This is a genomic window from Allobosea sp. RIT-PG3_2 (genome assembly GCF_057321085.1).
The window spans coordinates 573,369-589,235 of record NZ_JBXWCA010000002.1; the positions used below are offsets into that span (position 1 = coordinate 573,369).

General features: G+C 67.5%; 6 protein-coding genes. 4 read left to right on the forward strand and 2 right to left on the reverse strand.

What is annotated here, in order from left to right; genetic code table 11:
- Positions 1-239: 239 nt before the first annotated feature.
- The 4 genes from AC2FAN_RS08320 to AC2FAN_RS08335 all read left to right on the forward strand — a co-directional run bounded on the left by AC2FAN_RS08320 (position 240) and on the right by AC2FAN_RS08335 (position 13,622).
- Entirely contained in the window at positions 240-1,019 is a 780-nt protein-coding gene (locus AC2FAN_RS08320) for a methyltransferase, TIGR04325 family (protein ID WP_485173369.1), read from the forward strand.
- Positions 1,020-1,343: 324 nt separating this feature from the next.
- Complete coding sequence (locus AC2FAN_RS08325) at positions 1,344-3,374, forward strand: amino acid adenylation domain-containing protein (protein ID WP_485173370.1); 2,031 nt, start codon at positions 1,344-1,346, stop codon at positions 3,372-3,374.
- Complete coding sequence (locus tag AC2FAN_RS08330) at positions 3,367-11,358, forward strand: hybrid non-ribosomal peptide synthetase/type I polyketide synthase (RefSeq protein ID WP_485173371.1); 7,992 nt, start codon at positions 3,367-3,369, stop codon at positions 11,356-11,358. The genes AC2FAN_RS08325 and AC2FAN_RS08330 overlap by 8 nt, the downstream gene beginning before the upstream one ends.
- A gap of 8 nt (positions 11,359-11,366) precedes the next feature.
- A complete protein-coding gene (locus AC2FAN_RS08335) occupies positions 11,367-13,622 on the forward strand; it encodes a condensation domain-containing protein (protein WP_485173372.1) in 2,256 nt (751 codons plus the stop codon).
- Here the strand turns inward: AC2FAN_RS08335 and AC2FAN_RS08340 are convergent.
- Positions 13,591-14,289, reverse strand: a complete 699-nt coding sequence (locus AC2FAN_RS08340) for a 4'-phosphopantetheinyl transferase family protein (protein WP_485173373.1) — start codon at positions 14,287-14,289, stop codon at positions 13,591-13,593. The genes AC2FAN_RS08335 and AC2FAN_RS08340 overlap by 32 nt on opposite strands.
- Positions 14,290-14,345: 56 nt before the next feature.
- Positions 14,346-15,695, reverse strand: a complete 1,350-nt coding sequence (locus AC2FAN_RS08345) for a lipopolysaccharide biosynthesis protein (RefSeq protein ID WP_485173374.1) — start codon at positions 15,693-15,695, stop codon at positions 14,346-14,348.
- Between the last annotated feature and the right edge of the window lie 172 nt (positions 15,696-15,867).

Sequence of the window (15,867 nt, forward strand, 5' to 3'; positions counted from 1 at the left end):
AGTTGATGACCGCAGCCTTCGGCGCCTCTGCCAAGCAGGCGCCGCTACGGCTCGCTCCGACCGCAAGCCGGGAGGAGCAGCCGACAACCCATTCGCCCGGACAAACGCATCCCCTCGCACCGCCGCCGACCCGCCTGCGGGCGACCCTGGCTCTGCTTCTGCTTGCCCTGGCCATTCTTTTTGCGGAGCCGGCCGCGAGCCTGATCGGACGACTTTAGCAGTGAAGCGGAGGAACGGCCGTGGGGAGCATCTGGTCCATCCCGGTACTGAAACAGGCGCGGCGGTCGGATCTGCTGAACGATCTGTTTCGCATCGGCTACGGCCGGCATTGGGGATGCTTCGAGACGAGGGCCGCGGCAGTCGCATTCCTGACCGGGCGGCCGCGCGCGGAGTACGACGACGACGAGATCGTCCAGATCAATCTCGAGAAGTTCAAGGAGGTCCAGGCGTTCGACTGGCCGGTGATGTTCTTCATGGAGCGGCTGATCAAGGACGGCGCACTCACAACGATGACGGATTTCGGCGGGCATGTAGGCGTCAAATACTATGCCTATGCGAGCTACCTGACCTATCCGGACGGCTTTCGGTGGCAGGTGGTCGATGTGCCGGCGGTGTGCCGCGAAGGGGTCGGTCAAAGGCCCGGCTGGGCATCCGCTCTCAGTTTTCACGAGACGATCGGCGAAACGGCGCCGTGCGACCTGCTGCTCTGCTCCGGCTCGCTGCAATATGTCGAGCTCTCCCTGAAGCAGATCGTGGCGCAGTGCGCGCGGGCGCCCCGAACCATCATCCTCAACAAGCTCGCACTCTCCCGATCCGGGGGCTTCTTCACCCTCGAATCCTTTGGTCGAGGGCGGATGCCGTATCGCGTTTTCGGAGAGGATGAGCTCGCGGAAGCCCGGAGCTCGCTCGGCTACGCATTGCAGGCGCGCTGGGACATTCCGGATCGGAATTTCGTGGTCCCCAGCCGCCACGGCACAAGATCCGTCAGCGTCGTCGGCGAAGCGTGGGTACGCCAATAGGGCATCCTACCGAGCTGCATCGGAATCGCCCCTTGGTGGGCAATAGCCCAAATCATGGACACATCAGCCGCGCCGGACATGGCCGGGACGACGCCGCATGCGCCAAACCGCCGGAAGCTTCGATCTCCGAGCCCATCAACCCTAGCGTGCGCATCCGCCTAATGAGCAAGCGCGCGCGATCCCAATACCCGCTTGCGGAATTCCTGCCGATTCTACGGGTGTCGAGCGCTAACCGTTCGCGCCTGAGCCCCGTATCCTTGGGGAGATGGCGTTACTCCACCTGCTCCCATTTTGTCGCGCGGGCTGTACGCATAGCCTTCCTGCATGAGCAAGATGTTCGTCAGGAAATCCTCCCGCCGCCCCTCTGGACGTGGCGGCCTGCCAACGCCCGTCGGAGCCGAGCGCAACGATACGGCGAGCCGGCCTGTCGCCCCACAGGACTCGCCATCGCCCGACAGCAGCGCCGGCGTCACAAGCCCTCTCGGGGACGCAACCCTCGTCACCCTGTTCGCCGCGAGGGTCGCCGCACAGCCGCGTCATGTCGCTCTGTCCCTCGGGTCGACCAGCCTGACCTATGCCGAGCTCGACGGCCGCGCCGATCGGCTCGCCCACCGGCTGGCCGCCATGGGGGCGGGGCCGGGCGCGATCGTGGGTCTCTGCCTGCCGCGCTCGCTCGATCTGATCGTCGCGATGCTCGCCATCCTCAAGAGCGGCGCCGCCTATCTGCCGCTCGATCCGGCCTACCCTGGCGAGCGCCTGGCCTTCATGGTCGAGGATGCGAACGCGATGCTCGTCGTTGCGGCATCGAATTGCGCCGATTGGCTGCCATCGGGCCGGCGGCGGCTCGATCCGCACGATCAGAGCGATGCCGAGGCGACGGATAGGGCACTACCCGCGCGCAAGGCTGAGGCCAGCGACCTCGCCTATGTGATCTACACCTCCGGCTCGACCGGGCGCCCCAAGGGGGTCGCCATCGAACACGGCGCCGTCACGCGGCTCTTCAGCGCGACGCAGCACTGGTTCGGTTTCCGACCGACCGATGTCTGGACGCTGTTCCATTCGGTGTCCTTCGACTTCTCGGTCTGGGAAATCTGGGGGGCCCTGCTCCATGGCGGCCGGCTGGTGATCGTGCCGGAAGCTACGGCACGCGATCCCGTCGCCTTCCTGCGCCTGCTGGCGGATGACGGAGTCACGGTCCTCAACCAGACGCCGTCGGCCTTCGCCGCGCTCGATCGTGCCGACCACGACCTTTCAGGTCGGGACCGGCTGGCGCTGCGGCTCGTCATTTTCGGCGGCGAGGCGCTCGATCCGCGGCGGCTGGCCGGCTGGTACAGGCGCCGGGGCGAGCATGCGCATCTCGTCAACATGTACGGGATCACCGAGACCACCGTTCACGTCACCTATCGCCCGATGTCGCCCGCGGATACCGCACTGCGCGCGAGCCCGATCGGCCACCCGATTCCCGATCTCGACATCCTGCTGCTCGACGGCGAGACGATGCAGCCGGTTCCAGCCGGCGAGGTCGGCGAGATCTTCGTTGCGGGAGCGGGACTGGCCCGCGGCTATCTCAACCGGCCCGACCTGACCGCCAGCCGCTTCGTGCCGCATCCGCACAAGCCAGGCGAACGGCTGTACCGATCCGGCGATCTCGCCCGGCTGAACGAGGGCGGCGAGTACGAGCATCTCGGCCGTGCCGACCAGCAGGTCAAGATCAGGGGCTTCCGTGTCGAGCTCGGCGAAATCGAGGTCGCTCTGCTGTCGCATCCTGCGATCGGGCAGGCTGCCGCCCTGCTCCGTTCCGATGACGGGCATGATCGCCTCGTCGGCTACCTCGTCGCGAATGGCGGCGAACGCCCGTCGCCATCCGCCCTGAAAGCCCATCTCGCCCAGGCCTTGCCGGATCACATGGTGCCGGGGACCTTCGTCTTCGTGCCGCATCTGCCGCTGACGGTGAACGGCAAGCTCGACCGCGCGGCATTGCCGCCGCCCAACCGTTCACGACCCGACAGCGTCGCCCCCTACTGCGCGCCACGCAACGCGCTCGAACGCCGGCTTGCCGAGGTCGTCGCGGACGTCCTCCAGATCGATCATCTCGGCATCGACGACAATTTCTTCGACCTCGGCGGCAACTCGCTGCTGCTGGTCGAGATTCATCGCCGCCTGGTTCGCGATCTGGCGGGGCTCGGGCTGATCGATCTCTATCGCCGGCCCAATCTGCGCGCGCTGTCCGGGCATCTGACGCCCGCGGCCTCCGGCGTGCTCGGAAGTCTCGCCGCAGCCCGCGAGCGCGGGATGCGCTCACGGGGAGTGCCCCCCTCTTCGCAAGCCACACCCGTAGGTAGCCGCGATGAGTGACCGCCTTCCCAGCAACGCCGTCGCGATCATCGGCATGGCCGGACGCTTCCCCGGAGCGGCGGATGTTCCGGCCTTCTGGCAGAACCTGCTGGATGGCGTCGAATCCATCACCCGCTTCGATCCGGCGGAGCTGGAAGACAGCTTCGATGCCGCGACACGGGCGCTGCCGAACTATGTCCCGGTCCGGTCCGTTCTCGAAGGCCCCGAACTGTTCGACGCTCCCTTCTTCGGCATGCTGCCGCGCGAGGCGGCCGTCACCGATCCGCAGCAGCGCCTGCTCCTGGAATGCGCCTGGGAGGCGCTGGAAGACGCCGGCCACGATCCCGCATCTCCGGGCCAGTGCATCGGCGTCTTCGCCGGGGCGACCTCCAGCACCTATCTGCTGCACAATCTGTTTCAGGACCGCACGGCCATTGCCGAGTACACTTCCGGCTTCCAGGTCGGCAATCTACCGATGCTGGTCGGCTCGGCCTCCGATTTCACGGCAACCCGCATCGGCTACAAGCTCGGCCTCACCGGCCCCTGCGTCGCCGTGCAATCCGCCTGCTCCACCTCGCTGCTGGCGGTCGCGCAGGCGGTGCAGAATCTCCTGAGCCATGGCTGCGACATGGCGCTGGCGGGCGGCGCTTCGATCACCTTCCCGCAGCGGCGCGGCTACCTCGCTCAGGACGGCGGCATCATGTCGACGGACGGCCATTGCCGTGCCTTCGACAGCGGCGCCAACGGCACCGTCTTCGGCAGCGGCGCCGGCATGGTGCTGCTGAAGCGGCTGGAGGATGCAGTCGCTGACGCCGACCACATCTACGCCGTCATCCGCGGCGTCGGCGTCAACAATGACGGCTCGGCCAAGGTCGGCTTCACGGCGCCGAGCGTCGACGGCCAGGCGGCGGCGATCGCCATGGCCCATGCGGCGGCCGATATCGACGCGCGCTCCATCGGCTATGTCGAATGCCACGGTACGGGCACACCGATGGGCGATCCCATCGAGGTCGCAGGGCTCACTGCCGCCTTCCGCCTGACGACCGAGGATCGCGGCTTCTGCGCGCTCGGCTCCGTCAAATCCAATGTCGGCCATCTCGACGCGGCTGCTGGCGTGACCGGGCTGATCAAGGCGGCACTCTCGATCTCCTCCGGAACGGTGCCGGCAAGTCTCCATGTCAGCGAGCCCAATCCCGCACTCGATCTGCCGAACAGCCCCTTCTTCATCGCCGACCGCCGGCAGGAATGGCCCGTCAGTGAAGGAACACGCCGCGCCGGCGTCAGCGCCTTCGGTTTCGGCGGCACCAATGTCCATCTCGTGCTGGAGCAAGCCCCGGAGACCGGGGAGCGTGCTTCCGCCCGCCGCAACCAGATCCTGGCCGTCTCGGCCCGGAGCACGGCTGCGCTCGCAGCGGCGCGGGATCGACTGGCTGATCATATCGAGGCGCATCCCGAGCAGAACCTCGCCGACATCGCCTTCACCCTGCAGAGCGGGCGGCGGCACTTCGCCCATCGCATCGCGGTGGCGGCAAGCAGCCATGGCGGGGCTGCGGAAGCGCTGCGCAAGCAGAATACGGCGCGTGCCGCCGCGGTGTCCGGCACGGGCGATCTGGTCTTCATGTTCCCGGGACAGGGCGCGCAGTATCCGCAGATGGGGCGGGAGCTCTATGCGGGGGAGCCGATCTTCCGGCAAACGGTCGATCTCTGCTGCGAGATCCTGAAGCCCCGGCTCGATCTCGATCTGCGCAGTCTGCTCTATCCCAGCAATGGCGGCGCCCATGCGGAGCGCCTCGCGGCGACCGTGATGGCTCAGCCCGCGATCTTCACGGTCGAGTATGCCTTGTCCCAGCTGCTGATGAGCTGGGGCCTGCGCCCCGCCGCCATGATCGGCCACAGCGTCGGCGAGTTCGCGGCCGCCTGCATCGCCGGCGTCTTCTCGCTGGAAGACGCCCTGTCTCTCGTCGCCACGCGTGGGCGCATGATGCAGGACCTGCCCGGCGGTGCGATGCTGGCCGTGCGCCTGCCGGATACCGAGATCGCAGCCCTGGCGCGGGACGGCGTCTCGGTGGCCGCCGTCAATGCGCCGGGCATGGCTGTGCTCGCCGGCCCCTTCGAAGCGATCGAGGCGCTGGAGGCGGAGTTCTCGCAGCGTGACGTGACGCATCGCCGGCTGCAGACGTCGCACGCCTTCCATTCCGGCATGCTCGACCCGCTGATCGAACCTTTCACCGAGGCTGTCGCGGCGATCCGCCTCAACCCGCCCGAACTGCCCTATGTCTCCGGCGTCACCGGCGATTGGGTCACCGCGGAGCAGGCGACCGATCCGATCTACTGGGCGAGGCATGCCCGCGAGCCCGTGCGCTTCGCCGACGGCATTGCCACGCTGGTGCGCAACCTGTCGCCCACGATGCTCGAGGTCGGCCCCGGATCCGCGCTGTCGACCTTTGCACTGCAAGGGGCAGGTGCCGGGCGTGTCGCCGTATCCTGCCTGCCGTCGCCGCAGGGCGATGCCGAGGAGATGCTGGCCGCAGCCATCGGGCGCCTCTGGAGCGTCGGTGCCGCGCCGGATTGGACCGCCTATCACACCGAGGGCGGCCGAAGGCGGGTTTCCCTGCCGACCTATCCTTTCGAGCGCGGCCGACATTGGGTCGAGCCCCCGGCTGCCTCGACCGGAAACGCTTCGGTCGTGCCGGCCGCGCTGCCGGCCGCCGCTGTTTCAATCCCGCTCTCAAGCCAACCCGATCAGGATCCGGCCATGTACCGCCAAGCCGATGCCGACATTCCCCTGGGCCGCTCGGAACTCGGCACCCGGGTCGCCGCGGTCTTCGAGAACCTGTCGGGACGTGCCTTCGGCGCGGAGGAGACCGGCGCGAGCTTCCTCGAACTCGGCTTCGATTCTCTGTTGCTGACCCAGGCCGCCCAGAGCCTGCAGACGACGTTCGGCGTGCAGATCCGTTTCCGGCAGCTTCTCGACGATCTGCCAAGCGTCGACGACGTGACGCGCCATATCGCGGAAATCCGCCCGGAGGTCGCGAAGCCTGCTCCGGTCGTGCCCGCGCCTGCGGTCCAGGTGGCGGCTGTGCCGGCCGCAGCGCAACCCGCCGCTGCCCCACTCGCCCCCGCCATCGCTTCGGAACGGCCGAGCGGCGCGGGGCTCGACGCGCTCATGCGCGAGCAGCTCGACACGATGTCGCGCCTGATGGAACGCCAGCTGCAGGCCATGACCGGCCAGCCGACAGCGCCCGCCATCGACACATCGGCCCCGGCGAGCCAGCCGGCACAGCCGGCCCCACAGGTCCAGCCACCGCAGGCTGCTCCTCCCGCCGCAGCCAAGGAAGCGCCCGTTGCTGCATCCCCCTCGCGCTTCAAGGCGTTGATCCGCGCCGGCGGAGAGACGCTCAGCGAAGGGCAGCGCGCCCATATCGACCGGCTGACCGCGCTCTATGTCGGCAGGACGGCGGGCTCGAAGCGGCTCGCGGACGAGCACCGCGCGGTCCTGGCCGATCCACGCACCGTCTCCGGCTTCGCGGCGGACTGGAAGGAGATGGTCTATCCGATCGTCTCGGCGCGGGCGAAGGGCGCCCATATCTGGGATATCGACGGCAACAGTTACATCGACCTCGTCAACGGTTACGGCCAGACGGCTTTCGGGCATGCGCCCGATTTCGTCGTCGAGGCCGTCCAGGCACAGCTCGCAGAAGGCTTCGCCATCGGCCCGCAATCGCCACTGGCGCATGAGGCCGCCCGGCTCTTCTGCGAGCTGACCAACCATGCGCGCGTCGCCTTCTGCAATACCGGCTCGGAAGCCGTGATGGCGGCGATGCGGGTCGCCCGCACCGTCACCGGCCGCGACCGCGTCGTCGCCTTCTCCGGCGCCTATCACGGCCAGTTCGACGAGGTGCTGGTGCGGGGCGTCGGTGCCGGCGAGCAGCGCCGCTCCCTGCCAGCCGCGCCTGGCATCCCGGCGGAAGCCGTTGGCCGCATGACCGTGCTGGATTACGGCACGGATGAGAGCCTGGCCTGGCTGCGCGAGCACGCGCATGAGCTGGCTGCCGTCCTGGTCGAGCCCGTACAGAGCCGCAAGCCCGGATACCTCCCGGCCGCCTTCCTCAAGGAGCTGCGCGCGATCACCGAACAGTCGGGAACGGCTTTGGTCTTCGACGAGGTCGTGACCGGCTTCCGCGTGCATCCGGCCGGCGTCCAGGCGCTGCTCGGCATCCGACCGGATCTCGCCACTTACGGCAAGGTCGTGGGCGGCGGCCTGCCCGTCGGCCTGCTGGCCGGCACGCCCCGCTTCATGGATGCGCTCGACGGCGGTGCCTGGCGCTTCGGCGACGGCAGCGTGCCGGAAGTCGGCGTCACCTTCTTCGCCGGAACCTTCGTCAGGCATCCGCTCGTGCTGGCGGCGACGGTCGCGGTGCTGAGGCACGTCAAGGAACAGGGCGCGGCGCTGGCCGAGGGGCTGACGAGCCGCATGCAGCACCTTGTCGAGGAGCTGAAGCGCGCCTTCGCCGAGGCCGGCTGGGACGTGCCGATCGAGAGCTATGGCAGCGTGATGTATTTCGAGCCGGGCCGCGACCACCGGCTCGGCAGCCTGCTGCACTACCATCTGCGGGCGCGCGGCATCTTCATCCAGGAGCATTATCCCTGCTTCCTGACCACGCAGCACGGGGATGCCGAGGTCGCCGCGATCGTCCAGGCGTTCCGCGACAGCCTTCGGCTGATGCGGCAGGACGGGATGCTGCCCGGCGGCGCGGCCGAAATGCACCTGCCGAAAGCAAGCCTGCCTGCGGAGATCGCGCGTATCCCGATCGCAGTCGAGCTTCCCCTGACCGAGGCTCAGGCGGAAATCTGGCTGTCGGACCAGACGGGGCCGGAGGCCAGCGCCGCCTTCAACGAATCCGTCAGCCTGACGCTCGAGGGCGATATCGATGTGGACCGCCTCGCATTGGCCGTAAGGCAGGTCGCGGCCCGGCATGCGATCCTGCATGCGCGCTTCTCCGCCGATGGCGAGACGATGCGGATCGCACCCTCCGATGCGCTGCCCGTCGCGATCGTCGATCTCGGCAATGAAAGCGACCCCGAGAGCGCCCTGCGCGCCCGGATCGAGGCACGGGCGGCCCGGCCCTACGATCTCGTGGAAGGCCCCGCGGCGGAAGCCGAGATCGTCAGGGTGGGCGAGCGGAAGCACGTCCTGGTCCTGTCGGCGCATCACATCGTCTGCGATGGCTGGTCGACCAACATCCTGCTGGACGAGATCGCTGCGGTCTATCGCTCGGATTTGGCCGCGCTGCAGCCCGCCATGCCCTTCGCAGACTATGCGAAATTGATCCGGAAGGATGCGCGCGCGGAGGAATCCGCGACTTACTGGGCCAAGGTGTTCGAGAACATCCCGGCCCCGCTGGAACTGCCGACCGACCATCCCCGGCAGGCGATGCGCAGCTTCAGTGGCGGCACGCGCACGGCCTTCATCGACGCCGAGCTCTACCGCAATGTGAAGGCGGCGGGCGCCCAGCGTCGCAGGACCCTCTTCGCCACGCTCCTTGCCGCCTTCCAGGTTCTGATGCTGAGGCTCTCCGACCAGCGCGACCTCGTCGTCGGCGTCCCCGCCGCAGGACAGTCGCTACTGGAGGGCGCCGCTCCGGTCGGGCACTGCGTCAACTTCCTGCCGATCCGCAGCGGGATCGACCCGGCTGAGCCCTTCTCCGCCCATCTCGACAAGGTCGGCCGCGTCATTCTGGACGCCTACGACCATCAGAGCTGCACGCTGGGTGCCCTGCTCAAGCGACTCCGCGTGCCGCCCGTTCACGGCCGCTTGCCGCTCGTCGAGGTCCAGTTCAATCTCGAGCGCCTGGCCGATAGTCTAGACTTCGGCCCCGGCGTGCGAACCAGTGCGCAGCCGAACCCGAAATCCTTCTCGACCTTCGATGTCTATTTCAATGTCGTCGAGTCCAATGACGGCCTGCGGATCGACTGCTGCTACGGCGCCGATCTCTTTGATGCGGCGACGATCGATCGCTGGCTCGGGCACTACCGCACATTGCTGGCCGCCTTCGTCGCCAATCCCGACATGGCTATCGCGGCGATGCCTCTGATCGAGGGCGGCGAGCGCCAGCGCCTGGTCTCCGAACTCAACGACACGCAGATCGCCTTCAAGATCGAAGAGGGCACGATCGGGGCCTTCGAGCTGCAGGCCCGGCAGCGTCCCGATGCGATTGCGGTGTCGTGCGGCGACGAGCAGCTGTCCTATGCCGCGCTCAACGCCTGGTCCGACCGCATCGCCGCCGAGCTTACGGCCCGGATCGACACGCCCGAAAGCCGCGTCGGTTTGCTGATCGAACGCTCGCCCGCGCTCGTCGCCGCGATGCTCGGCGCGCTGAAGGCCGGCTTCCCCTATGTGCCGCTCGATCCGGGCATGCCGAAAGCCCGGATCCAGAGGATCCTGCGGGACTCGGAGGCCGTGGCTCTCCTGACGGAAAACCCGGGGGAATCTGCCGTCGTCGAGCCTGATGAAGGCGTCGCGATCATCGACGTTCACCAGACCGATCCCAAGCTCATGGGCATCCGGACGGCGCCGATCGCCTCCGACCACCTCGCCTACGTGATCTATACCTCCGGCTCGACCGGTGCACCGAAAGGCGTCGAGATCACGCATGGCGCGCTGTCGAACCTGCTTTTCGCGATGGCACGGGAACCGGGCTTCGGCGAAAGCGACACCATCCTTGCCGTCACCACCGTCACCTTCGACATCGCGGCGCTGGAACTGCTGCTGCCGCTGATCCGTGGCGGTCGCGTCGCCATCGCCACTGCCGACGAGGCGCGGGACGGGACGGAGCTGCTGGCACGGTTGGAACGGAGCCAGGCAACGGTGCTGCAGGCGACGCCGATGACATGGCGGCTGTTGCTGGAAGCCGGTTTCCGCTCGTGGCCGGGCTTGCGCATGCTGTGCGGCGGTGAGGCCCTGCCGCTCGACCTCGCCCGCAAGCTGCTCGAAGGCGGCGGCGAACTCTGGAACATGTATGGACCGACCGAAACGACGATCTGGTCCTCGGTCGTCCGCATCGTGCCGGCGGACGAAGTCGTCACGATCGGCCTGCCGATCGCCAACACGCAGTTCTATATCGTCGACGCGAATGACGAACCGGTCGGCGTCGGCATCCCCGGTGAGCTGCTGATCGGCGGCGCCGGGCTCGCGCGCGGCTATGCCGGCAATCCGAAGCTCACGGCCAGGAGCTTCATCCCCAACCCCATCGATCCCGCTACAAGCGCGCGGGCCTATCGCACCGGCGACCGCGCCAAATATCTTCCCGACGGCCGCATCCAGCATCTCGGGCGCCTGGATCATCAGGTGAAGCTGCGCGGTTTCCGCATCGAGCCCGGCGAGATCGAGGCGGTCCTTGCCCGCAAGACCGGCATCGTCTCGGCCGTGATCCTCCGCGAGGACGTTCCGAACGAGCCACGGCTGGTCTGCTATTACATCACCACCGCCGAAAAACGGGCCCCGGCCGAGCTGCGAACCATCATGGCGCAGGAATTGCCGGACTATATGGTGCCGACATCCTGGGTCGCCCTGCCAGCCCTGCCGCTGACACCGAGCGGAAAGCTCGATCGTGCGGCGCTGCCGGCTCCCGACGCAGGGATCGTAGTGCCGAGGGCGGACAGGGCCGCACCGCGCACCTCCGTCGAGGAAACGCTGATCCGCATCTGGAGCGAAGTGCTGCGGCGCGACGATATCGGCGTGGATGACGATCTCTTCGATCTGGGGGCCGACTCCCTCAGCATCTTCCAGATCACGGGGCGCGCACGCCGCGAAGGGCTGAAGGTTTCCGCCCGCGATTTCTTCCGCAACCGCACGATTGCCGGCGTCGCTGCCGCGCTGCCCGTCGGTGACGTCAGCGAGCCGGTAGCTCCCACTCCAACACTCTGGAAGCGGGCCTGGCGCCGCCCCCGGGAGACGGCGCAGGCGGATGTGCCAAATCCCGTATCGCAGCGTGAGCAGGGGTGAGCGAGTCCATGCCAAACCATTTCACCCGCGAGCCAGAAGTCCAGATTCACATTCCCGACCGCATCGTGATGACGGCCAGATGTTCTTCGGCGCAGGAGAGATACTGGCGGCTGGACCGGCTCGATCCGGGCACGCCGGCGCTCAACATCGTCGTCAAATGGCGTATCCGCGGACATCTGGAGGCAGCCCTCGCGCAGGACGCGTTTCAGGCCATCCTGGACAGGCACGAGAGTCTTCGAACCTCGATAAGGGTGGAGGATGGCCGCCCTGTTCAGGCCATTGCGGAGCATGTCCCGTTCAAGCTGCCAGAGATCGACCTTTCAGGGCTGACGGAGACTGACCGGGCCAGGGAGACCGACCGCATCGCACAGATCGAGGCACGAACCAGCTTCACCCTGGACGAGGCCCCCCTGTTGCGGGCGACACTGTTGCGGCAGAGCCGGGCTGAGGCCGTGATCCTCGTCGTCGCACACCATATCGTCAGCGACGGCTGGTCGATGGGCATCATCGCCAAGGACTTCGTGGCCGCATACCAGGCGCTTGGCCGGGGACGCAAACCAGCCCTCCGCGATCTCGCGCTACAGTATTCCGACTTCGCCGAAGCAAGCCGGGAGGGGCTCGCCGGCGGCGAATTCGCACGGGAGGAAGCCTATTGGCGAAAGCAGCTCGCCGACCTGCCCGACGTCGTGGTGCCGCCGGATCGTCCGCGCTCCGCCGTTCGCAGCGCGAATGGCGCCTCGCTCTCGCGGCTGCTACCGCGCCCGTTGACGACGAAGCTCACCGAGCTGGCGCGCAGCGAAGGCACCACTTTCTTCTCGGCCGCCTATGCCGTGCTCCTGGCGCTATTGCATGAGCGCACGGGAAGCTCCGACATCGGGCTTGGCACGCAAATGGCGGCTCGCGACGATGTCGAACTGGAATCGATCGTCGGGCCCTTCGTCAACACGCTGGTGTTGCGAACACAGGTCACGGACGGTCTATCCTTCATCGACCTCTGCCGGGCGGCGCGCGACACCTTCGAGGATGCGGTCGATCACCACGAATGGCCGTTCGACAAGGTCGTCCCCTTGCTGCCGGGCAGCGGGGATGCCAGCAGGCCGCCGGTTTCGATCAACTTCATCGTCCAGCGCGCCTTCATCGGCGAGCTCGCCAATGACAGCTTTCAGGTGTCCGGGATTCCCTCCCCCCTGCCGGGCGCGCTCTACGATCTCAATTTCATCCTGGTGAAGCGGGAGGAGGGTTGGCGCCTGACCTGCGAATATCACCGCGACCTCTATGACGAAGCGACGGCGAAGGCGCTCGTGGCCCAGTACGAGAGCATTGCCGAGGCGGCGCTTGCCGACCCCGCCGCGCCTTTGTCATCTGCGTTGCCAGCTGCCCGGCTGGCGTCGTCGCCGGCGCCCGTGGCAGCAGTTCCGCTCCCAACACCAGCCATCGACATTTCGGCGCTGCGCCGGACATGGCTGCAGAAAGCCGGCACGCAGCCGACATTGTTCGCGCTGAACCATACCGCCCACAATCTGCGCCTCTACCGCCCGCTTTCTCGCGAGCTCGGGGCCGATCAGCCCTTCGTCGCCTTGCAGCTCACGGAGCCGACCCTCGACGGAGCCGCGCCGGCCTCGATCGAGCAGCTGGCAGCCGCCTATTGCAACGCGATCGTCGCGACCAAGGCCGACGGCCGATACCGGCTTGCCGGCTTCTGCCGGTCGGGCGTGATCGCATTCGAGGTGGCGAGGCAGCTCGTAGCCGCGGGGCACGAAGTCGATCTGCTCGTGCTGATCGACTGCTGGGCGCCGGGCTACTTCCTTCGCCAACCCTATATCGCGCGTGCGCGCTTCAGGCTGAGGCGCGCCGGCCGCTTCGCCCGTCGGCTCTGGCGTGGCGGTCCGCGCAACTTCGCGACGCGCATGTCGTTCTGGCTGCAATCGACCGCCGCCGTCCGGCAGGCAAAACGCCTGTTCTTCTGGAGGGCGGCCGAGGAAGTGGCCGATGAGGCCGACTTCTGGCGGACGACCGACGAGCTGGAGACATTGGTCCAGCACTATGTCCTGCCGGATTATCGGGGCCGCGTTCTGCTCTTCCGCAGCGAGGCGATCCCAGAAGGCTGGCCGCCCGATCCCACGCTCGGCTGGGCGAGCCATATCGCGGCCGACACCCCCTGCTTCGCCATTCGCGGGGAGGGCCACGAAGGCGCTTTCTCGGAAGAAGGCTCGCAGTCGATGGCGCTGCGCATCATGGATGCAGTGCAGCCAGTCCCATCATAGCGTGGGTGCCCCCGTCCACTGGCGCGGGCTCCGGGCGGGCCATCCAGATCGCGGACCAGCCATGCCGGCGCGCAGCCAACGCGCCGCAATAGCCCGGCGCCGGCCGCAGGTCGGCGAGTTGCCAGTGCATGGCCTCCCCGAGATCCGTTTCGACATGCAGAAGCCTCGCCTCGGATGGATCGAGTGACACGGCGAAGCTTGATGGCGGCGTATTCAGCCCTGCGCCGATCGCCTTCAGATAGGCTTCCTTGCGCGTCCAGCAACGGATGAAGGCTTCTTCCCGAAGCTCGGGCGCCAGCCCCGCCAGCGCCGCGGCCTCGCCGGGCGTCAGGCATCCCGCGGCGACATCGGGCGGCACGGGGCGGATGCGCTCGATATCGACACCAACGGCCAGACCGGCCGTCACCGCGACGATAGCCAGCTCACCGGAATGGCTGAGATTGAACGCGATGGGCGCGCGGTTGCCCGCGTCGGCGAGAAACGGCTTGCCGAAAGACGTCTCCTCGAAGCGCAGGCACGATGGCGGGACAAGCGTATAGGCGGCCAGCACACGTCGAAGCCAGCTTCGCGCGGCAACAAAGGCGATGCCGGCATCTGCAACACGGAAGCGATCGGCGCGGGCGCGCTCCTGGCCGGACAGCACCAGGCGCCGTTCTGCCGCCTCCATCTCGCCGAGGTCGGTGCGGCAGCACCAGAGATGCACCTGCGACGGAGGCAGCGGGATCATAGGGACGGGACCGTTGCCGCCTCGCCGTCCACGGCGCGGCCGGGCCCGCGCGGCCGGCGACTGGTGAAGAGGCCAGCCGTTCGCGCGACAAGGATCGACAGGACGATCAGGATGACCAGCTCCGACACGAGCCCGACCGTGATCAGCCCCGCCACGCCGAAGATCAGCGCCGCCGGATAGACCGCGAGCAAGTTGAAGCAGGCTGCCGCGAGGGTGGCCAGGAAAAGCGGTTGCGTACGTTCGAGTGCCCGGAACGCGCAGCCCAGAACCACATTCACCAGCGTCATCGGGAAGATGAGCGAATACCAAGCGATAACCCAGCCGAATTCGAGGATCTCGCCGCCATAGAGCTGATGGAGCAGCCATGGACCGAACAGCATGAGGCCGAGCGTCGCCGAGGTGCCGATCAGCAAGGCGAATCCGATGGCACGCCCCAGCGTCTGCCGGAGACCTGGCAATCCCGCCGTCGCGTAGGCCTCGCCGGCGAGCGGCGGAACGACGTTCTCAAGCGCTTCGCGCACGACACTTACGATGGCGAGGAGGCTCTGGGCCGCTCGTAAAGCGCCGAGGATCTTGGGGCCGAAGAGGCCTGCGGTCACCAGCAGACCGCTATAGGCGAGCGCCCATTGCACGGAGCCGGTGAGAACGAGCCAGCGCGCCGAATGCCACTGCCGGCGCGTGACGTCGGAGAAGATGTCTCGCTTCCAGAGAAATGGCCCCGATAGGAACAGGCCACAGACCGCCGAGGCAGCGGTCGCCATCGCGACGGCCCAGAGTGCATTGGCGACGCTGATCAGACCGATATGCCAGAGAACGGCGACCGCGCCGAGCTTGAGCGCCTGATTGACGATGTCGATCAACAGGACCGCTGTCGGGCGGCGACGCGCGAACAGGTAGCGGCGCAGAAAATCCTGCGTCAGGTAGGCAGCACCGGTGGCAGCGCCCGGCAGAGCCACGCCATCGAGCGATGTCGCGACTGTGGCGAACTTCAGGATGGCGAATATCGCGATCGCCGCCACGGTGACGTAGGCGGCCTGATGGACGAAGACCACGGTATAATAGGCTGCCGCTTCCGCCCCATCCTCCTTCGACCCGATGCTCATCATCGGGCTGACGATCAGGCCGAGTTGCAGGCTCATGGCGAGATACAGCGCGAGCCAGACCATCGTGTAGAGCCCGAAGGCTTCCAGACCGAGCGCGCGTGCCAGCAGGACGGTCGTCAGAAAATTGCAGACGCTGCAAAACGCCTGGTCGCCGAAGGACAGCGCGGGGCCGATGGCCGGGTGCAGGCGCGCCCTGAAACCGCTTCGGGGCCGCCCGCCGGACATCTCCAGATCAGGAACCATCGTCATACTGTCCGGCATCGGCAGGGATACCGGTCCCTTGCCGAGCGGGCTCCTTCATCACGTTTCATCTTGCCTCCGCCGCGGGTTGCAAGCGGCAACCCGATCGTTCCTGACGATGGAAGTCTACCGTCACCGCCGCGGCCGTTGCGCTGCGCATAGGGACTACCCGCAA

Coding starts and splice junctions, on each gene's coding strand:
- AC2FAN_RS08325 (WP_485173370.1), top strand. CDS start 1,344: ATGAGCAAGATGTTCGTCAGGAAATCCTCCCGCCGCCCCTCTGGACGT.
- AC2FAN_RS08330 (WP_485173371.1), top strand. CDS start 3,367: ATGAGTGACCGCCTTCCCAGCAACGCCGTCGCGATCATCGGCATGGCC.
- AC2FAN_RS08335 (WP_485173372.1), top strand. CDS start 11,367: ATGCCAAACCATTTCACCCGCGAGCCAGAAGTCCAGATTCACATTCCC.
- AC2FAN_RS08340 (WP_485173373.1), bottom strand. CDS start 14,289: ATGGAGGCGGCAGAACGGCGCCTGGTGCTGTCCGGCCAGGAGCGCGCC.
- AC2FAN_RS08345 (WP_485173374.1), bottom strand. CDS start 15,695: ATGGTTCCTGATCTGGAGATGTCCGGCGGGCGGCCCCGAAGCGGTTTC.